6 protein-coding genes and 1 pseudogene are annotated in these 21225 nt (G+C 75.0%); all 7 read left to right on the top strand.

What is annotated here, in order from left to right; genetic code table 11:
• Positions 1-295 (top strand): annotated as a pseudogene (locus GSF22_RS04825) (polysaccharide deacetylase family protein); the annotation flags it as partial.
• 109 nt (positions 296-404) lie between these two features.
• On the top strand, positions 405-1064 hold the full coding sequence (locus GSF22_RS04820) for a polysaccharide deacetylase family protein (protein ID WP_208811517.1): 660 nt from the start codon (positions 405-407) through the stop codon (positions 1062-1064).
• A 47-nt stretch (positions 1065-1111) separates the two neighbouring features.
• Positions 1112-1798: an arsenate reductase/protein-tyrosine-phosphatase family protein gene (locus tag GSF22_RS04815; RefSeq protein ID WP_208811516.1), complete on the top strand. Its 687-nt coding sequence runs from the start codon at positions 1112-1114 to the stop codon at positions 1796-1798.
• A gap of 52 nt (positions 1799-1850) precedes the next feature.
• Entirely contained in the window at positions 1851-2585 is a 735-nt protein-coding gene (locus GSF22_RS34470) for an aquaporin (protein WP_244366218.1), read from the top strand.
• 27 nt (positions 2586-2612) lie between these two features.
• The gene (locus GSF22_RS34465) at positions 2613-3020 is read left to right on the top strand and encodes an arsenate reductase ArsC (RefSeq protein ID WP_244366216.1); all 408 of its coding nucleotides are present in this window, start codon (positions 2613-2615) and stop codon (positions 3018-3020) included.
• Between the two features lie 461 nt (positions 3021-3481).
• On the top strand, positions 3482-8947 hold the full coding sequence (locus tag GSF22_RS04805; RefSeq protein WP_208811515.1) for an ATP-binding protein: 5466 nt from the start codon (positions 3482-3484) through the stop codon (positions 8945-8947).
• Positions 8948-9082: 135 nt separating this feature from the next.
• Positions 9083-21223 carry a non-ribosomal peptide synthetase gene (locus GSF22_RS04800; protein ID WP_208811514.1) on the top strand — a complete coding sequence of 4047 codons (12141 nt, stop codon included), beginning with the start codon at positions 9083-9085 and terminating at the stop codon, positions 21221-21223.
• Positions 21224-21225: the final 2 nt, after the last annotated feature.

Genomic DNA, 21225 nt, shown 5'->3' with positions numbered 1-21225 from the left:
CCCCACCACCCCGCCGCCCACCAGCGGTGGCTGCACCGCCACCTACAGCGAGGGGCAGAAGTGGAGTGACCGGTTCAACGGCAGCGTCACCGTGACCGGTACGAACAACTGGATCGTCACCGTCACCGTCACCCCGCCGCAGAAGATCATCGCAACCTGGAGCGGTACGCCCAGCTGGGACAGCAGCGGCAACGTGATGACCATGCGGCCGAACGGCAGCGGCAACACCTTCGGGTTCACCATCTCCCACGGCGGGAACTGGTCCTGGCCGGCGCTGACCTGCCGGGTCGGCTGACCGGGCAGCACTGCGCAGCCAGGGCGACCCGTCCCCGGCCGGCACGGCGGCGACCGATCCGGACGCCCACCGCGCCGGCCGGGGTGGCCGACACCGACGAGGATCTCCGATGCCATCCACCACCCCGACCCCGGCGACCGCCGGTCCCGTCCGGCCCCGTCCCGGGGTGAACGCCGGCATCGTCGACCGGGCCCGCAGCGGTGGCCGGGCGGCCAGCCTCACCTTCGACGACGGCCCGAACCCCGCCGACACGCTACGACTGCTCGACGTCCTCCGCCGGCACCGGGTCGCGGCGGTGTTCTGCCTGTGGGGTGAACACGTCGACGCCCACCCCGGCGTGGTCCGGCGGATCGTGGCCGACGGACACACCCTGTGCAACCACGGCATGCGCCACGACGACATGGGGGCCTGGCCGCCGGAGCGGATCGCGGCGGACCTGGCGGAGACCAACGAGGCCATCCGTCGGGCCGTGCCGCACGCCCGGGTCCGGTACTTCCGCGCCCCGTACGGCGCCTGGGGCCGGACCCCCGCCGTGGCCGCCGCGCTGGGCATGCAGCCGCTCGGCTGGCGGTTGTCCGTCGGTGACTGGGAACCACCCGGCACCGACGAACTCGTCCGCCGGCTGCTCGACGGCATCACGCCGGGTGCCGTGGTGCTGCTGCACGACGGTGGCGGGGACCGCAGCCAGACCGTCGAGGCGGTGGACCGGGTCGTACCCGTCCTGCGGGCCCAACGCTGGCGGTTCACCCTGCCCCGGAAGCACGCCTGAGCCGCCGGCGACTTGACCCGCATAATCACTCAACATATATTGAGTCAATGGAAGTTGAGCTTTCTCGGCGTGCGGAGCGGGCCCGGACCCACGCCGCCCTCGGCGACCCGGCACGCCTGGCGATCGTGGACACCCTCACCCTGGGTGACGCCTCCCCCGGGGAGATCGCCCAGGCCCTCGACCTGCCGACCAACCTGGTCGCCCACCACGTCCGGGTCCTCACCGACGCAGGCCTGGTGACCAGGGGGCGCTCCGAGGGCGACCGGCGCCGTACCTATCTGCGGCTGCGTCCGGAAACCCTCGCCGCCCTCGCCACCCCGCGCCTGACCGGGGTCGGTCGGGTGGTGTTCGTGTGCACCCACAACTCGGCCCGCTCCCAGCTGGCCGCCGCGCTGTGGAAACGCCGTACCGACAGCGCCGCCGCCTCGGCCGGCACGGAGCCGGCGCCCCGCGTGCACCCCCGGGCGCTCGCGGTCGCCCACCGTCACCACCTGGACCTCGACCCGACCGGCACCGCCCACGTCGACGAGGTCGTACGCGGGGACGACCTGGTCATCGCCGTGTGCGACAACGCCCACGAGGAACTGACCGGGCCGGTGCGTCCCCGCCTGCACTGGTCGGTTCCCGACCCGGTCCGGGTGGACACCGACGAGGCGTTCGAAGCCGCCTACGCCGACCTCGCCGACCGGGTCGACCGGCTCGCCCCCGCCGTCCTCTCCGGAGACAGCCGATGACCCCCACCGTTCCGGCGTCCCGCCGGCAACCCGACCTGGAGACAGAAAACTGATGACCGTCGCACTCCGGCGGCTGCTGGCCGAGTTCACCGGCACCGCCCTGCTGGTCACCGCCGTGGTCGGTTCCGGAATCATGGCCGCCACCCTCTCCCCCGACGATGTCGGCCTCCAGTTGCTGGAGAACTCGATCGCCACCGCGCTGGCCCTCGGCGCACTCATCCTGATCTTCGGCCCGGTCTCCGGTGCGCACTTCAATCCGGTCGTCTCCGCCGCCGACTGGTTCCTCGGCCGCCGTCGGGGCACCGGCCTCACCCTCCGGGAACTCGCCGGTTACGTGGTGGTCCAGGTGCTGGGCGCGATCGCCGGGTCGGTACTGGCGAACCTGATGTTCGACCTGGCCGCCGTCGACCTCTCCGGCCGGGAGCGCGCCGCCGGCCACCTGTGGCTCGGCGAGGTCGTCGCCACCAGCGGACTCGTCCTGCTGGTCTTCGCCCTCGCGCGGTCCGGTCGCGCCCCGGTCGCCCCGGCCGCCGTCGGGGCCTACATCGGCGCCGCGTACTGGTTCACCTCGTCGACCTCGTTCGCCAACCCCGCGGTCACCGTCGGCCGCGCCTTCACCGACACCTTCGCCGGCATCGCCCCCGCCTCGGTACCCGGGTTCGTGCTGGCCCAGCTCGTCGGTCTCGCCGTGGGGGTGGCCCTGCTCGCCGTGCTCTACCCCGACGCCGGTGCCGCCGCCGACCGGGTGACCGTGCCCACCGACCGGACCGACGACCGGTCCGCCTGACCCCCGCACCGCCAGGAGAGGCATCTGATGACCGACAAGCCGAGTGTCCTGTTCGTCTGCGTCCACAACGCCGGCCGCTCCCAGATGGCCGCCGGCTGGCTGCGTCACCTCGCCGGGGACACCGTCGAGGTCCGCTCCGCCGGTTCGGCCCCCGCCGGGGCCGTCAACCCGGCGGCCGTCGAGGCCATGGCCGAGGTCGGCGTCGACATCACCGACCAGACCCCGAAACTGCTGGAGTACGCGACCGCCGAGTCCTCCGACGTCATCGTCACCATGGGTTGCGGCGACGCCTGCCCGGTCTTTCCCGGCAAACGGTACGAGGACTGGAAACTGACCGATCCCGCCGGCAAGGGGGTCGAGGCGGTGCGCCCGATCCGGGACGAGATCCGCGCACGGGTCGAGAAGCTCCTCGCCGAGTTGCGGCCGAACGGCTGATCCCGCCCTTCCGGTCGGGGTGCTCAGGTGAATTCCCGCTTTCACCTGCACGGCCCGGCCATTTCGTGGCATTTCAGCGGCGGAAGCCGGGGCATTCGGCATCCACCCGCCACGCGACACATCTTGGCATCGCTGTCCGTCGATATCTAAACTGGGCGCCGATCGATGGAAGCCGAGATCCCCGACCATGTCGGAGCGACCATGCCCCGTTACCGGAAATGCGCCGCCCACCAGGCGACCCTTAATCACCCCTATTCCGGATGGAGGTACCCGGGCATCGAGGACGGGAGCCACTGACTCATCATTCGATGCGGTCATTGCACCCAAATCAGGCACCAGCCACTATGCCCAGACCGGGCGCCATCTACTACGCTCAGCCGGTCACCATCCACCGTTGCAAAGAGGAACCGCCCAGTTCGCCGGTCCACCGGCCGCCGCCCTGGGCAGGAGGGTTCGTTCGGGTGTTCAGTCGTATCGCCATCGTCAACCGTGGTGAGGCCGCGATGCGGCTCATCCACGCCGCTCGGGACCTGGCCGCAGAGACCGGGAATCCGATCGAGACCGTCGCGCTGCACACCGATGTCGACCGCACGGCCACCTTCGTCCGGGAGGCCGACATCGCCTACGATCTCGGTCCCGCGTCCGCGCGCCCGTACCTGGACCTGAAGGTGCTGGAACGGGCGCTGGTGGAGACCGGGGCCGACGCGGCGTGGGTCGGCTGGGGCTTCGTCGCCGAGGACCCGGCGTTCGCGGAGCTGTGCGCGCGGATCGGGGTCACCTTCGTCGGACCGAACCCGGACGCCATGCGCAAGCTCGGCGACAAGATCGGCGCGAAGCTGATCGCCGAGGAGGTCGGCGTACCGGTCGCACCGTGGAGCCGCGGCGCGGTGGAGACGCTGGAGGCCGCGGTGACGGCGGCGGCCGGGATCGGCTACCCGCTGATGCTGAAGGCGACCGCCGGCGGTGGTGGACGCGGCATCCGCGTCATCACGAACGAGGCCGAGCTGGTCGACGCCTACGAGCGCACCAGCCAGGAGGCCGCGCGGGCGTTCGGCAGCGGGGTGGTGTTCCTGGAGCGCCTGGTCACCGGCGCCCGGCACGTCGAGGTTCAGGTGATCGCCGACGGCCAGGGCACGGCATGGGCGCTCGGGGTCCGGGACTGCTCGGTGCAGCGCCGCAACCAGAAGGTCATCGAGGAGTCGGCCTCCCCGGTCCTCAGCCCCGAGCAGGCCGCCGAGCTGAAGGCGTCGGCCGAGCGGCTGGCCATCGCGGTCGGGTACCAGGGCGCGGCGACCGTCGAGTTCCTCTACCACCCCGGCGACCGGCTGTTCGCGTTCCTGGAGGTCAACACCCGCCTCCAGGTCGAGCACCCGATCACCGAGTCGACCACCGGGTTCGACCTGGTCAAGGCGCAGCTGCAGGTGGCCTCGGGCGGGCGTCTGGAAGGCACGCCGCCGGTGGAGCGCGGGCACGCCATCGAGGCCCGGCTCAACGCCGAGGACCCGGACCGCGACTTCGCGCCCTCCCCGGGCCGGATCACCCGGCTCGACCTGCCCGCCGGGCCGGGAATCCGGGTGGACACCGGCGTCAGCCAGGGTGACACCATCCCCGCCAACTTCGACTCGATGATCGCGAAGATCATCGCCTACGGCCGCGACCGGGACGAGGCGCTCGGCCGGCTGCGCCGGGCGATGGCCGAGACCACGGTGGTCATCGAGGGCGGCGCGACCAACAAGAGCTTCGTGCTCGACCTGCTCGACCAGCCCGAGGTGATCGACGCCAGCGCCGACACCGGCTGGATCGACCGGGTCCGCGGCGAGGGCCGGCTCGTCTCGCACCGGCACTCCGCCGTCGCGCTGGCCGCCGCCGCCATCGAGGCGTACGAGGAGGAGGAGCGCGCCGAGCGGCAGCGGCTGCTGTCCACCGCGTTCGGCGGGCGTCCCCAGGTGCAGCACGACAGCGGCCGGCCGCTCGACCTGAAGCTGCGGGGCGTCGGCTACCGGGTACGGGTGGCCCGGGTCGGCGCGCACCGGTTCCGGGTCGGCATCGAGGTGGGCGCCGACGTCCGCACCGCCGACGTCGAGCTCGACCGCTTCGACCGGCACACCGGGCAGGTCGTCGTCAACGGCACCCGGTACCGCCTGCTCACCGACACGCACGGGCCGATCCACCTGGTGGAGGTCGACGGTGTGACGCACCGGGTCAGCCGTGACGAGGGCGGCGTCGTCCGCTCCCCCGCGCCCGCGCTGGTCGTCGCCACGCCGCTGAAGGTCGGCGCCGAGGTCGAGGCGGGCGCCCCCGTGCTGGTGCTGGAGAGCATGAAGATGGAGACGGTGCTGCGGGCACCGTTCCGGGCCCGACTGAAGGAATGCGCCGTGTCCGTGGGCAGCCAGGTGGAGACCGGCGCGGCGCTGCTGCGGCTGGAGCCGCTCGCCGACGACACCGCCGAGGCCGAGGACACCTCGTCCGCCGGTGCCGTCGAGCTGGACCTGCCCGCCGCGCCGGAGACGGTCCCGGCCCGTACCCGCGCCAGGCGCGGTCAGGAGGACCTGCGCAGCCTGCTGCTGGGCTTCGACGTCGACCCGCACGACGAACGCCGGGTACTCGACGACTACCTCGCGGCACGCCGGGCGGCCACCGAGGACGGCCACCGGCCGCTGGCCGAGGAACTCGCCCTCGTCGAGGTCTTCGCCGACCTCGCCGAACTGAGCCGCAACCGGCCGGCGGGCGAGGACGGCAGCGGCCCCGGGCACGTGCCCAGCGCCCGTGAGTACTTCCACACCTACCTGCAGAGCCTCGACGTCGAACGGGCCGGGCTGCCGGAGTCGTTCCAGGCCAAGCTGGCCAAGGCGCTCGGGCACTACGGCGTCACCGACCTGGAGCGCACGCCCGACCTCGAAGCCGCGGTGTTCCGGATCTTCCTCGCCCAGCAGCGCGCCGCCGCCGACGCCCGGGTGATCGCCACCCTGCTGCGTGCCTGGCTGCGGGAGGCACCGCCGGACGAGACGCTGCGCGAGCCGGCCGGTCTGGCCCTGGAGCGGCTGGTGGCCGCGACCCAGGTCCGTTTCCCGGTGGTCTCCGACCTCGCGCACGGCGTGGTGTTCGCCTGGTTCGCCCAGCCGCTGCTGCGCCGGACCAGGGCCCGGGTCTACGCCGACGTGCGCCGGCACCTGCGCCACCTGGACACGCACCCGGACGCCCCGGACCGCGCCGAGCGGATCGCCGACATGGTCCGCAGCACCGAGCCGTTGGTACGCCTGCTCGGCCAGCGACTGGTCCGCGACCACCTGGACAACTCGATCATGCTGGAGGTGCTGACCCGGCGGTACTACGGCAACAAGGGCCTCACCGGTGTCCGTACCCGCGAGGTCGCGGGCTGCACGTTCGTGGTCGCCCAGCGGGCGGACTCCTGCGTGGTCTCCTCGGCGGTGAGCTTCGACGCGCTCGGCGGCGCGCTGCGCGGCCTCGCCGAGCTGGCGGGCGGCGAGGACGCCATCGACGCCGACATCTACCTCGCCTGGGAGCGGCAGCCGGCGGACTTCGACGCGATGGCGGCGGCGCTGCACGAGGTGATCAGCGCGCACCCGCTGCCGGCCCAGGTACGCCGGCTCACCGCCACCGTCGCGGGCCGCAGCGGCGCGGTGATGCACCACCACTTCACGTTCCGTCCGTCGACCACCGGGATGACCGAGGAACGGCTGATCCGTGGCCTGCACCCGTACATCGCGCAGCGGATGCAGCTGGAGCGGCTGCGCAAGTTCGACCTCACCCGGCTGCCGTCGTCGGACGAGGAGGTCTACCTCTTCCGCTGTGTGGCGCGGGAGAACCCGTCGGACGACCGGCTCGTCGCGTTCGCGCAGGTGCGTGACCTGACCGAGCTGCGCGAGCACGACGGCCGGCTGGTCGCCCTGCCGACCGCCGAGGACACCGTCGCCACCTGCCTCGACTCGATCCGTCGGGTGCAGTCGCAGCGGCCGTCGAAGACCCGGTTCAACACCAACCGGATCGTGATCTACGTCTGGCCGCCGAGCGACATCACCCGCGCGGAGCTGGAGACGATCGCGGGACGGGTCCTGCCGACGACCGCCGGCGCCGGGCTGGAGGAGATCCTGTTCATCGCCCGGCAGCGGGACCGGTCGACCGGCGAGCTGACCAAGATCGCCGTACGCGTCTCCTTCGACGCCACCGGCGGTACCGAGCTGACCGTCGGGGAGCCGTCGGACGAGCCGATCGAGCCGCTCGACGACTACCGGCAGAAGGTGCTGCGGGCGAGCAGCCGCAACACCGTGTACCCGTACGAGCTGACCGGCCTGCTCGGCACCTTCGTCGAGCACGACCTCGACGACGACCACGCGCTGGTGCCGGTCGACCGGCCCCGGGGCCGCAACAAGGCGGCGATCGTCGCGGGTGTGGTCAGCACGCCGACCCGGCGGCACCCGCAGGGCGTCACCCGGGTCGTGCTGCTGGGCGACCCGACGAAGTCGCTCGGCGCGCTGTCGGAGCCGGAGTGCCGGCGGGTCATCGCCGCGCTGGACCTCGCCGAGCGGATGCGGGTACCGGTGGAGTGGTACGCGCTCTCCTCCGGGGCCCGGATCTCGATGGCGTCGGGTACGGAGAACATGGACTGGGTGGCCGCCGCGCTCAAGCGGATCGTCGAGTTCACCCAGGACGGCGGCGAGATCAACATCGTGGTCGCGGGCATCAACGTGGGTGCGCAGCCGTACTGGAACGCCGAGGCGACCATGCTCATGCACACCAGGGGCATCCTGGTAATGACGCCGGACTCGGCGATGGTGCTGACCGGCAAGCAGTCGCTGGACTTCTCCGGTGGCGTGTCGGCCGAGGACAACTTCGGCATCGGCGGCTACGACCGGGTGATGGGTCCGAACGGGCAGGCGCAGTACTGGGCGCCGAACCTGACCGCCGCGCGGGACGTGCTGATGTCGTACTACGACCACACGTACGTCGCCCCCGGCGAGGAGGCACCCCGGCGGGCCGGCACGACCGACCCGGTCGACCGGGACGTCACCACCTTCCCGCACGTGGTGGCCGGCAGCGACTTCACCACCGTCGGCGAGATCTTCTCCGCCGAGGCCAACCCGGACCGCAAGAAGCCGTTCGACATCCGGACCGTGATGCGGGCCCTGTCCGACCAGGACCACCCGGTGCTGGAACGCTGGGCCGGCATGGCGGACGCGGAGACCGCGGTGGTGCAGGACGCGCACCTCGGCGGCATCCCGGTCTGCCTGCTCGGCATCGAGTCGCGGTCGGTACCGCGACGCGGCTTCCCGCCCACCGACGGTCCGGACACCTACACCGCGGGCACCCTGTTCCCCAGGTCGTCGAAGAAGGCCGCACGGGCGATCAACGCGGCCAGCGGCAACCGGCCGCTGGTGGTACTGGCGAACCTGTCGGGCTTCGACGGCTCGCCGGAGTCGATGCGGAAGCTGCAACTGGAGTACGGCGCCGAGATCGGTCGGGCGATCGTGAACTTCCGGGGGCCCATCGTGTTCTGCGTGATCTCGCGGTACCACGGTGGGGCGTTCGTGGTGTTCTCGAAGGCCCTGAACCCGAACATGACCGTGCTCGCGCTGGAGGGTTCGTTCGCCTCGGTGCTCGGCGGCGCGCCCGCCGCCGCGGTGGTCTTCTCCGGTGACGTCAACGCCCGCACCGGGGCCGACCCCCGGGTACGGGAGCTGGAGGCCCGCGTCGCGGCGGCCTCCGGCGCCGACCGGGCGGCGTTGACCGCCGAGCTGGACGAGCTGCGCACGTCGGTCCGCGCGGAGAAGCTCAGCGAGGTGGCCACCGAGTTCGACCGGGTGCACAACATCCAGCGTGCGGTCGAGGTCGGTTCGGTCGACGCGGTCATCCGCGCCGCCGAGCTGCGTCCGCGCATCATCGAGGCCATCGAGTCCCGACTGCGCTGACCCCGGGTCGTCCGAGGTCCGTCGGACCGGGTTCTCCCGGTCCGACGGACCGCCCCCGGGTAGCACACGTTCATCCACCCGGATCGCGCCACCCGGACGGCGCCGCCGGGCCAGGTTGATCATTAGCATGGCGCCGTGCGGAACCTGCCCGGATCCGGCGACGGCCGGTCACTGCTCGACGTTCTCCTCGACGCCGCCGAGGTGACGCCGGAGCAGGTCGTCGTGCACGTGCGGGAGGACGGCAGCGAACGCACGGTCACCCACCGTGAGCTGCGGGACGAGTCGCTGCGGGTGGCCGGCGGGTTCCGGGCCGCCGGGGTGGCCCCGGGTACGCCGGTCCTGCTGCTCGCCGACGCCGGGGACGACTTCCAGCCGCTGTTCTGGGGGGCACTCGCCGCCGGGCTGGTGCCGGTCCCGCTGCCATCCGAGCCGGCCCGGGTACGGGCGGTACGCGACCTGCTCACCGGGTCGGTGGTGGCGACCGACGACGCCACCTCCGGGGTGGCCGACGGGTTGCCCGGTCCGGTCCTGCGGCTGTCCGTGCTGCGTACCGGCCGGCCACCGGCCCGCCTGCCCGGGGCGCGGCCGGACGACGTGGCGTTCCTCCAGTTCTCCTCCGGCAGCACCGGGGCACCCCGGGGTGTGGAGCTGACCCACGCCAACGTGCGGGCCAATCTGGAGCAGGCCCGGCTGGCCAGCGGCGCACGACCGGACGACGTGCTGGTCACCTGGATGCCGTACTTCCACGACATGGGGTTGATCGGCACCCACCTGACGCCCCTCGCGGTGGGGATGAAGCAGGTACGGATCCCCCCGCTGGCGTTCGCCAAGCGGCCCGCGCTGTGGTTCACCACCGCCCACCGGCACCGGGCGACCCTGCTGTCGGCGGCGAACTTCGCGCTGGCGCTGGCGGTCCGGCGGGTACCGGCGGACACCCTCACCGCCCTGGACCTGAGTAGTGTCCGGTTCGTCGCGGTGGGCGCGGAACCCGTCTCGGCGGCGGTGTGGCGGGCCTTCCTGGCCCACACCCGCCCGGCCGGTCTCGACCCGGCCGCGCCGCAGCCGGTGTACGGCCTGGCGGAGGCGACCCTCGCGGTGACGTTCCCGCCGGCCGGGGAGGTGGCGGTCCCGCTGGTGCTGGACCGGGCCGCGTTGAGCCGGGGTCGGGCGGTACCGACCGAACCGGGACCGCACGCGGTGGAACTGATGGACCTGGGCCACCCGGTGGCCGGCTGTGCGCTGCGGATCGTCGACGACCGGGGGCGGCCGGTGGGCGAGGACCGGGTGGGGCTGATCGAGGTACGCGGACCGAACGTGGCCCGTGGGTACCACGGGGCGCCGCAGGCCAGCCGGGAGACCTTCGTGGACGGTTGGCTGCGTACCGGCGACCTGGGTTTCCTGCGCGGTGGGCGGCTCTGTGTCACCGGCCGGGCCAAGGACGTGGTCTTCGTCAACGGCCGGACCTTCCACGCCCCCGACCTGGAGGGGGTGGTCGCCGCCACGCCGGGCCTGCCGGCCGGTCCGGCGGTGGTGGTCGGCTGCACCGACCCGGACGGCGGTGGCGAACGGATCGTGGTGTTCGTGTCGTGGGCCCGACCCGGTGCCGACGCGGCCGGGGTGCTCGACGTGGTGCGGGCCCGGGTGGCGGAGGCGTCCGGGCACGACGGGGTGCGGGTGCTGCCGTTGCCACCGGGGGCGTTCGCCCGGACCACCAGCGGCAAGCTGCGACGGCGCCGGATGCGGGACCGGTACCTGGCCGGTGACTTCGCCGACCGGGAACGGCGCTGGTGTCCACCGGGCGGGCCGGGCCGGCCCACCGCCGCCGTGTCCCGGATGCCCCGCAACGAGGTCGAACGACTGGTCCGGCAGGTGTGGGCCCGGGTGCTGGACCGGCCGGCCGACACGATCGACGCGCACGACCGGTTCCTGGCCATCGGCGGTTCGTCGCTGCGGGCGATGGAGGTGCTGGCCGGCCTGGAGGACGCCCTCGGTACCCCGCTCGACCCGGCGGACCTGCGGGACTGCCCGACGGTGGCGGCGTTGACCGACCGGCTGCTCGCCCGCGCGGCCACGCCACCGGCGGCTGTCGGCACGCCACCGGTCGCAGTCGGCACGGCACCCGTGCCCGGGTCCGCCGCTGCCGGACCGGTACCCGCCACCGGGCCGGCGGGCCCCATGGCGGTGATCGGGATGGCCTGCCGGTTCCCCGGCGCGGACAGCCCCGAGCAGTTCTGGCAGCGGCTGGTCGAGGGCGGGGACGCGGTCGGCCCGCTCCCCGCCCACCGGCGGGTCACCCCGGCGGACACCACCCGCTGGGGTGGCCACCTGGACGACCCGATGCTCTTCGACGCCGGGTTCTTCGGGTTCACGGAGGAGGAGGCCCGGTACACGGACCCGCAGGCCCGGCTGTTCCTGGAGATCGGGTACGAGGCGCTGGAACGCGCCGGGTACGCCGGTCCGCGCCGGCAGGGGCGCCGGGTCGGCGTCTTCGCCGCCGTCGGCGAGAGCGGCTATCCCGAACTGCTGGCCGACAGTGGGCCGGTGACCTCGGCGGCGGCGCTGGTCGGGAACCTGCGCAACCTGGTGGCGGCCCGGCTGGCGCACCTGCTGGACCTGACCGGGCCGGCGGTGGCGGTGGACACCGCCTGCTCGTCGGCGCTCGTCGCACTGCACCTCGCCGTGCGCAGCCTGGCCGGCGGCGAGTGCGACATCGCGGTGGTGGGCGGGGTCAACGTGAACCTCACCCCGACGGCGTACCGGCTGCTCGGCGCCGCCGAGGCGCTCTCCCCCACCGGACGCTGCCGGGCCTTCGACGCGGACGCCGACGGTTTCGTCCCCGGTGAGGGGGGCGCCGCCCTCGTGCTGTGCCGGCCCGGTGACGCCGACGCCGCCGGGGACCGGGTACTCGCCCTGGTCGCCGGGACGGCGGTCGGCAACGACGGCCGGTCCCTGAGCCTGCTCGCCCCGAACCCGCACCGGCAGGGCGAGGTGATCGAGCGGGCGTACCGGGAGGCGGGGATCGACCCGGACCGGGTCAGCTACGTGGAGGCGCACGGCACCGGTACCGCGCTCGGTGATCCGGTGGAGGTGCGCTCCCTGGCGCACGCGTTCGGGCCCCGGGCCGACGGGACGCCGCGCTGGCTCGGGTCGGTCAAGACCAACCTGGGTCACCTGCTCAACGCCGCCGGGATGCCGTCGCTGGTGAAGGTGGTGCTCGCGCTGCACCACCGGCGGTTGCCGGCGTCCCTGCACCACGTGCGACCGCCCACCCGGTTCGATCTCGGCGCGGCGGGTTTCGCGGTGGTCACCGGTACCCGGGAGTGGACCGGCCCCGCGCCGCTGACCGCCGGGGTGAACGCGTTCGGGTTCGGCGGTACGAACGCGCACGCCATCCTGCGCGAGGCGCCGCCCGTCCCGCCCGTACCCGCACCGTCGGGCGGGGAAGCCGGCGCCCACCTGGTGACGCTCTCCGCGCACACCCCGACCGCGCTGCGCCGGGCCGCCCGCGACCTCGCCGGATACCTGCGTACCCACCCGCACCTCGATCCGGCCGAGGTGTGCGCCAGTGCGGGTACGGCCCGCGACGACGGCCCGTACCGGCTGGCGGTGGTCGCCACCACCACCGGTGAGCTGGCCGACCGGCTGGACGCCGCAGCTGACGGCCCACTGGACGCCGCAGCCGACCAACCGGACGGAAGCACGGCCGGGCCGGTCACCCGCCGGCCCCGTACCGTGTTCCTCTTCCCGGGAGCGGACGCACCGGTGCCCCCGGCCGGGGTCGTGCGGGAGCTGCACGACCGGCTGCCGGTGTTCCGGGCGGCCCTCGTCGGGGCCGGCGCCGCCGGTCCGGTGGCCGGGCGTCCGCTGCTGTCCTGGTGTCTGGACGGGTCGGGGCCGGCACCGGATGGCGGCGACGGCCCGGCGGAGCCGGTGGACCCGGACCGGACCCGGGACGCCCGGACGGTCGCGGCGGCGGTGCACGTCGCGGTGGGGTTCGCGGTGGCCCGGCAGCTCACCGCCTGGGGGATGCCCGCCGACGCGGTACTGGGGGACGGGACGGGCGAGTTCGCCGCAGCCGCCGCCGCCGGGACACTCGACGTCGCCGAGGCGGTCCGGCGCGCGGTCGCCGCCGCTGCCGGGGTACCGGCGCCGACCGCGCCCGCCGGACGGAACGGGACGACCGGGCCGGCGGACACCCCGACCCTGCCGGCGGCGCTGCGCCGGTTGCGGGACGACGGGTACGACACCTTCGTCGAACTCGGCCCGGCCGGTCCGCTCGGCGCGACGGCGACCCGGGCGGCGGACGGCGGCGGTCCGGTCCACGTGCTGGCCGTGCTGGACCGGTCCCCGGACCCGGCCGGGTTGACCGGGGTCGGTGACCTGTTGGCGGCGGTGGGGCGGCTCTGGGCGCGGGGCGGCCCGCTGGACCGGTCGACGCTGTACGCCGGACGTCGGCGGGTCGCCGTGCCGACCTACCCGTTCGAACGGCGGGCGTACCGGCCACCGGGGTCGGCCGGTCCGGTGGGGACCGGGGCGGACGGTGACGGGGCACTCCTGCACCGGGTCGGCTGGCGGGAGACACCCCCGCCGACGGGTCCGCTGCCCGGACGGGTCCGGCTGTGCGGTCCGGGGGCGGCCGGGAGTCCGCTCGGGGACCGGCTCGCCGCTGACCTGGCGGCGCGGGGCGTGACGGTCGACCGCGCCGGTCCGGTCGGCGGTACGTCCCCGGACGGCCGGGGCGTGGTCGTGTTCCTCGCCGGCACCCCGGTCGACCCACCGGACGTGGACACGCTCGACACCGTCGTGTCCGGCCTGGTGCACGCCTTCCACGCGATGCTGGACGATCTTCCCGCCGGGCGCGGGTCCGGCACCCTGCCCGCCGGGCGGGACGGTGGGCCGGGACGGCTGCTGGTGGTCACCGAGGACGTGCAGGTCACCGGTGCGGCGGCCGAACGGCCCCGCCCGGCGCAGGGGGTCCTGGCCGGGCTGGCCGCCGCCCTCGCCGACGAGCGGCCCGACCTGCTGGTACGGGCGATGGATTCGTCCAGTGTGGACGATCTGACGGCGCGGGTGGCGGCTGTCCGCCGGGAGCTGTCCGGGCTCACCGGCGCGGCCCCGGCGACCGGGCGCACCGGGGAGGACGGGGCGGTCCCGGCCACCGGGGTGGCCTGGCGGGGCGGACGCCGCCTGGTCCGGGTGCTCACCGGGGTGGCGGCGGCACCGCAGCCGGCGCCGGTCGATCCGTCGGCACCGGCTGTTACCGGCGACGGCCCCGGCGACGGTGGCGGTGGCGTGCACGTGATCCTCGGCGGGACCGGCGGGGTCGGCGCCGCGCTGGCCCGTACCCTGGCCCGCCGGGGCCGCCCGACCCTGCTGCTGGCCGGCCGTTCCGCGCAGGCCCCCACCGCGCTGCTGGCCGAACTGACCGCCGCCGGGGCCACCGTGACGTACCACCGGTGCGACGTGACCGTCCCGACGGACCTCGACGCGCTGCTCACCGGCCCGCGCCGGCTGGACACCGTGTTCCACGCCGCCGGGACACTACGGGTGGGCACCCTACGGGCGAAGTCCCCCGCCGACGTCCTCGCCGTGCTGGCACCGAAGGTGCGCGGGAGCTACCTGCTCGCCGAGGCGCTGCGCCGGCACGGCCACCACGGTACCGCCGTGGTGGGTTTCTCCTCGGTCAGCGCCGTGCTGCCCGGCAGGGCCACGGCGATCGGGGACTACGCGGCCGGCAACGCCTTCCTCGACGCGTTCGCCGCCGCGCAGCGGGCCGCCGGCCGCCCGTTCCAGGCGGTCGGGTTCGCCGCGATCACCGGTACCGGCATGGCGGCCCGGGCCGGTGGGCCCGCCGGTACCGTCGGTGACGGGGCGCTGGACGTCGACGGGGCGCTGCGCGGCCTGGCCCTGGCCCGGCAGGTCGACGCGGCCCACCTGGTCGTCGCGGACCTGCGGCCCCGGCCGTCGGAGGGCACCGGGGCGGCGACCACCGACCGGTCCCCGGCGGCCGGTCCGTCGGCCGTCCACGCCCGACCGGGCGGCACCGGCGCGCCGCCGGCGGAACTCGCGGAACTGGCCGAACTGCTGCGCCGGCTGGTCGCCGAACCACTGCACCGCCGGCCGGAGGAGATCGCCGACGATGTCTCGTTCCTCGCCCTCGGACTGGACTCCCTCGCCGCCGTGGACCTGGTGAAGCGGCTGGAGGACGAACTCGGCCGGGAACTGCCGGTCACCCTCTTCTTCGAGTACACCACCGTCGCCGACCTGGCCGGACACCTCGCGGCCACCGCCGGCGCGGCGGCCCCGGCGCCCACCGCGACGCCCACGGCCGCCGGGCCGGGGCCGTCGACGGTACCGGGCGACGCCGGCTTCCCGTCGACCGCACCGGGCGACGCCGGCTTCCCGTCGGCCGCACCCGCCGACGCCGGATTCCCGCTGACCCCGGTGCAGCGGGCGTTCCACGTCAACGAGCAGCTCCACCCGACCGTGGCGAGCTACGCCTTCGTCCGGCACACGATCACCGGCCCGCTCGACACCGACCTGCTCGGCCGGGCCCTGGCCCGGTTGGAGACCCGCCACGCGATGCTGCGCGTCCGGTTCACCGCCGGCGCCACGGCCACCGCGCCGCGACAGGTGGTCCTCCCCCCGACCGTCCCCGCGCCCGACCGGCCGTGCTGGTACCGGGAGGAGCCGCTGACCGGTACCCTCGCCGCGCGGGAGGAGCAGCTCTGCAACACCCCGGTCGACCTCACCCGTGATCCGCCGCTACGGGCGGTCCTGGTGCGGGAGGGACCCGGGCGGGCCCACCTGGTGCTCGTCCTGCACCACGCCGCCGGGGACGGGTTCAGCCTCAACCTGGTCAGCGAGGAACTGTGGGCCGGGTACACCGCCCTGGCCCGGGGGCGGACGCCGGAACCGGCGCCGCCGGTCGCCGACTTCGCCGGGTACGTCGCCGGAACCGGCGCCCCGACCGGGCAGGACCTGACGTACTGGCGGGACACCCTCGGCGGTGCCGGGTGGACGCTCCGGCTGCCGTTCGACGGTGACCCCGACGCCGCGCCCGCTCCCCCGTACAGCACCCACTCCGCGCACCTGGAGCCGGAGCTGGTGGCGGCGCTGCGCGCCCGGGCCGCGCGGGCCGGCGTCTCGCTGTTCCATCTGCTCCTCGCCGGGTACGTGCGGTGCCTGGCCCGGTGGAGCGGGCAACGGCAGGTACCGGTGAACGTGGCCCGCGCCGGCCGCGAGGCGCGGCTGCCCGGCATCGACCGGATCGTCGGGCCCTTCGCCGACACCCTGCCGCTGCTGGCCGACGTGGACCCGGACGAGCCGGTGGAACGGCTCGCCGACCGGCTCCGGATCGCCTGGACGGCCGCGCAGCGGCACGGCTCGGTGTCCGGGTTGGACCTGGCCCGGCTGCTCGGCCCGACCGGTGGTGGCCCCCGCACGGCGAGCCCGGCCGGGTTCAGTTTCGCCCGCTTCCCGGTCCGGCACGATCCGGACTGCCCGGTCACCGTCGCCGCGACGGCTGCCGGTACCGCGTCGGCCGCCACCCGGCTCAGCCTGCTCTGCTGGGAGTCCGGCCCGACGCTGCGCTTCTCCTGGAACTTCCCGGTCCGGCTCTTCGACCGGGCGACCGTGGCCCGGCTCGCCGCCGAGCACCGGCGGGAACTGGTCGACCTGGCCCGCCCGGCACCGGACGGTGACCCCGGTCCGGTCGACCCGACGCCCGGGTCGCCCGCCGTCGGGGCCGGGACCGGTCCGGCCGGGGACGACGACGTGAGCGCCCGGATCCGGGCGGTCTGCCGGCGTACCCCGGAGGCGGTGGCCGTGCACGACGGCACGGCGGCACTGACCTACCGCGCCCTCGACCGGGCCGCCGACCGGGTGGCCGCGCTGCTCGCCACGTACGGGGCGGGTCCGGGCGGGATGGTGGGGCTGCTCACCGCCCCGGGACCCGGCACGGTCGTCGGGGTCGTCGGCATCCTGCGGGCCGGCGCGGCGTGGGTACCGCTGGACGCGGCGCATCCCCCGGCCCGGCTCCGCGACCAGCTCACCCGGACCGGGGCCGGGCTGGTGCTGCACGACGACGACTGCGCTGCCGTGGCCGGACAGCTCGGTGCCGACGCCCGGCTGGTCCGGCTCGGCCCGGTCCGGTCCGCCCACCCGGACGAACCGGCCGTCCGGTCCGGTCCGGTCGGCCGTACGCCGGCCCCGCAGGACCCGGCGTACGTGATCTTCACGTCGGGGTCGACGGGCCGGCCGAAGGGCGTACCCGTCACCCACCGGTCGATGCTCAACTACCTCGACTGGGCGATCGGCGCCTTCGGGTACCGGCCCGGGGACCGGCTCGCGCAGACCGCCTCGATCTGCTTCGACGCCTCGGTACGGCAACTGCTGGCGCCGCTGCTGGTCGGGGCCACCGTGGTCACCTTCACCCGGGACCTGCTGCGGGACCCGGCGGCCCTGCTGACCCGGCTAGAACGGGACCGGGTCACCGTGTGGAGTTCGGTGCCGACCCTGTGGGAGCGGATCCTGCGGGCCGCCGAGGAACGGGCCACGCGGGACGGCGTACCCCCGGACCTGACCTCGCTGCGCTGGGTGCACGTCGGCGGGGAGGAACTGTCCCCGGTGCCGGTACGGCGCTGGTACGACCTGTTCGGCAGCGGGTGCCGGATCACCAACCTGTACGGGCCGACCGAGGCGACCATCAACGCCACCTGGCACCTGATCGACCGGCGACCGGACGACGGGGTACGCCGGTTGCCGATCGGCCGGCCGGTGGGCGGGGCGGTGGTGCGGGTCGTCGACGACGAGGGACGCGACTGTCCCCCCGGCGTGGCCGGGGAGCTGTACCTGGGTGGGGTCGGCCTGACCGCCGGCTATCTCGGCGAGCCGGAGCTGACCGACGCCGCGTTCGTGCTCCGGGACGGGGAACGGTTCTACCGCAGCGGTGACCGGGGGCGGGTCACGCCGGACGGCGAACTGGAGTTCCTGGGCCGGCTGGACGACCAGGTGAAGATCCACGGTCACCGGGTGGAACCCGGCGAGATCGAGGCGGTGCTGCGCCGGTACCCCGCGGTGGCGGCGGCCGTGGTGCTGCACCGGGCCGATCCGCACCCACGGCTGCACGCCTTCGTCTGTCCCGTCCCGGGAGCCGCCCCGACGGTGGCCGAGCTGCGTACCCACCTCCGGGCCAGCCTGCCGGAGCACCTGGTCCCGGCCCGGATCCACCTGGTGGCGAGCCTGCCGCTGACCACCGTCGGCAAGGTCGACCGGGACCGGTTGCTGGCCCTGACCGGGCGTGGGCTGGCGGCCGAGGGCAGCGACTCCCCTGTCCGCACCGCCACCGCCACCGATAACGGCACCTGCACCGGCACGGTGGAGCGGTTGGCCGGGATCTGGCGCGACCTGCTCGACCTGCCGGCGGTCGGACCGGACGACGACTTCTTCGCCCTCGGCGGCGACTCCATCCTGGTCCTGGAGGTGTTCGCCCGGTTGCGGGAGAGCTTCCCCGCCGCACCCGGCCCGACCCTGATCTACCGGCACCGGACCCTCGCCGGGCTGGCCGCCGCACTCGACGCGGCGGCCCGGGACGAAGCCGCCCCGGCGGCCCGAGACGACGCACCCGGGGCAGCGGCCGACGCCGTGCCCGGCCCCGTCCCGGATCCTTCGGGTCCGTTCCCGGTGACCGCTACCCAGCGCGGTTTCCTACTCGCCGACGCGGTCTCCCCCGGTGCCGGCACCGCCTGGCTGGCCCGGTTGCGGTTGCACGGTCCGGTCCGGCGTGACGTGTTCCAGCGCGCCGTGGACGTCCTCGTCGCACGGCACCAGATGCTCCGGGTGGTCTTCCCCGCCGGGGCCCGGCCGCCGGTGCAGCAGGAACTGCCGGCGTCGATGCGGCTGCCGGTCGGGTACGAGGTGCTCTCCTCTCCCGCCGAGCTGGCCGCCCGGGTCGCCGAGGAGCGCAGCCGGCGGTTCGAGCCGTGGGCCTGGCCCCTGCTGCGGGTACGCCTGCTGGCGCTGGCACCGGACGAGCACGTCCTGCTGGTGCACGCCCACCACCTGATCGGCGACGGGTACAGCGTCGCCCTGCTGGGCCGTGAACTGCTGGCGGTCTACCACCGGTTGGCCGGCGGCGGGTCCGACGGGCTGCCCGCGCTGCCGACGAACTTCCGGGACTACGTGGAGCTGGTGAACCGGCGGGCAGCCGCCGCGCCGGATCCGGCCGTCCGTGCCTGGTGGGCGGAGCGGTTCGACCGGCCGTACCGGCCGCCGGTACTGCGCGCGGACCCCCGGTCCGGGTGGACCGCCGGGGCCCCGGGTGCCGACCGGTCCGCACCGGCCCCGTCGGCGCCGGTGTGCGGGGTCACCCTCGACGCCCCGGTCGTCACCGGCCTGCGCCGGCTCGCCGCCGGTGCGGCGACCACCGTGGCGGCCACGGTGCTGACCGGGTACCACCGGGCGCTGGCCCGGTTCACCGGCCAGGACGACCTGGTCGTCGGGCTGGCCGTCACCGGACGGGACCACCCGTTGCCCGATCTGCACCGGGTCTTCGGCCCTTGCGCGGCGATGCTGCCGCTCCGGCTGCACGGTACGGCCGCGTTCCCCGACCAGTTGGCCCACGTCGCGGCCGAGCTCGCCGGGGCCCGGCAGCACGACCATCCACCGTCGGTCGCGGCGGCGGTGACCGGGGTCGGCCGGGACGGCGCCCCGGCCGGCGCGCAGTTCTTCTTCAGCTTCCTGGATTTCGACGCGCTCGGCTCGCCGGCCGCACCGCCGGCCGCCGACCCGCCCGGGCCGGACACCCTGACGCTGAGCTGGGCGGACGACGACACCGACCTGGCGCCACCACCGATCGGCACCGACCTGTTCCTGACCGCCCGGCCGGTGGCGGGCGGGCTGCGGATCACCATCCGTGGCGCCACCGGGGCGGTGCACCCCGCCGACCTGGGCCGCCTCGCGGACCGGCTACGGGACGACCTCACCACCGCAGCGACGGCGACCGCCCGGCCGCGCCCGACCCGGGGTGCCGGCCCCGACGGGTCGGCGGACACCACCGCGACCCCGGTGGCGGCAGGGGCAGCGGCCCCGGTAGCAGCGCAGGGTGAGCCGGCCGGCGTCCCTGATGTTCGGCACGCGACACCGTTGACCGCCGCCATCGTCGGTTACCTGCCGCCGCCGGCACAGCTCGCCGCGATCGCCGGCCTGCCGGCCGCGAGCCTGCCCCGGGAACACCTGCGTGAGCTGCTCTTCCCCGACGGCCGGGCCCGGCTCCTGGAGGAACTGACCACCCCGCTCGGCACCTCGGGATTCGTCTGCCTCCCGCGCTTCTCCGACGAACTGGTCGGGGCCCGGGAGACCCTCGCCGCCGAGACGGCCGGTGCGGTGGACCTGGCCGCCGGCCTCGGCGCGCGGTGCGTGTCGCTCGCCGGAATGATCCCCGCGCACACCGGTTACGGCACCGGCGTACTGCGGCACACCCGTACCGGCGTGGCGGTGACCACGGGACACGCGGTCACCGTCGTCTCCGTGGTGCTGACGACGGAGGCGGCGCTGGCCGCGACCGGACAGACCCTGGCCGGACGGACCCTCGCCGTGGTCGGCCTCGGCTCGATCGGCTCCTCCTCGTTGGCGCTGCTGCTCGCCCGCACCCCCCGACCACCGGCCCGGCTCGTCCTCTGCGACATTCCCGCCGCCGCACCCCGGCTGACCACCCACGCCGCCCGGCTGCGGGCCGACGGGTTCACCGGCACCGTCGAGGTGTGCCGGTCCACGCCGGGGGTCCCCGACGAGGTGTACACCGCAGACGTGATCATCGGTGCGACGAGTGCGGCGGGCCAGCCGATCGACGTCGACCGGCTCCGTCCGGGCACCGTCGTCGTCGACGACTCGTTCCCGCACGCCCTGGACCCGGTACGCGCGGCGGCCCGGATGCACCGCGACGGTGACGTCCTCGTCGTCGGCGGAGGCCTGCTGCACCTGGGACGGACCGGGCGTACCGTGCCGGCCGACCTGCCGCCGGTCGCGGTGGCCGGGCACGCGGCGGGTGCCGGCCTGCCCGGCACGATCGCGTCCTGCCAGCTCGAGTCCCTGCTGCGGGCGGCCACGCCCCACCTGCCACTGGTGCACGGTCCGGTGGACCTGGCCACGGCGACCGGGTACGCGCAGGCGCTGACCGGAGCCGGGATCACCGCCGCGCCACTGCACCTGCTGCGCCAGCCCGTCGCACCGGACCCGGCACGCTGGCCGGTACCCGGTGCCGGCGTCCCGCGCTGACC

It is taken from the genome of Micromonospora echinofusca, from assembly GCF_017614955.1.
Classification (GTDB): domain Bacteria; phylum Actinomycetota; class Actinomycetes; order Mycobacteriales; family Micromonosporaceae; genus Micromonospora; species Micromonospora echinofusca_A.
The sequence above is the reverse complement of the archived record's forward strand: the minus strand, read 5'-3'. Positions and strand labels throughout refer to the sequence as shown.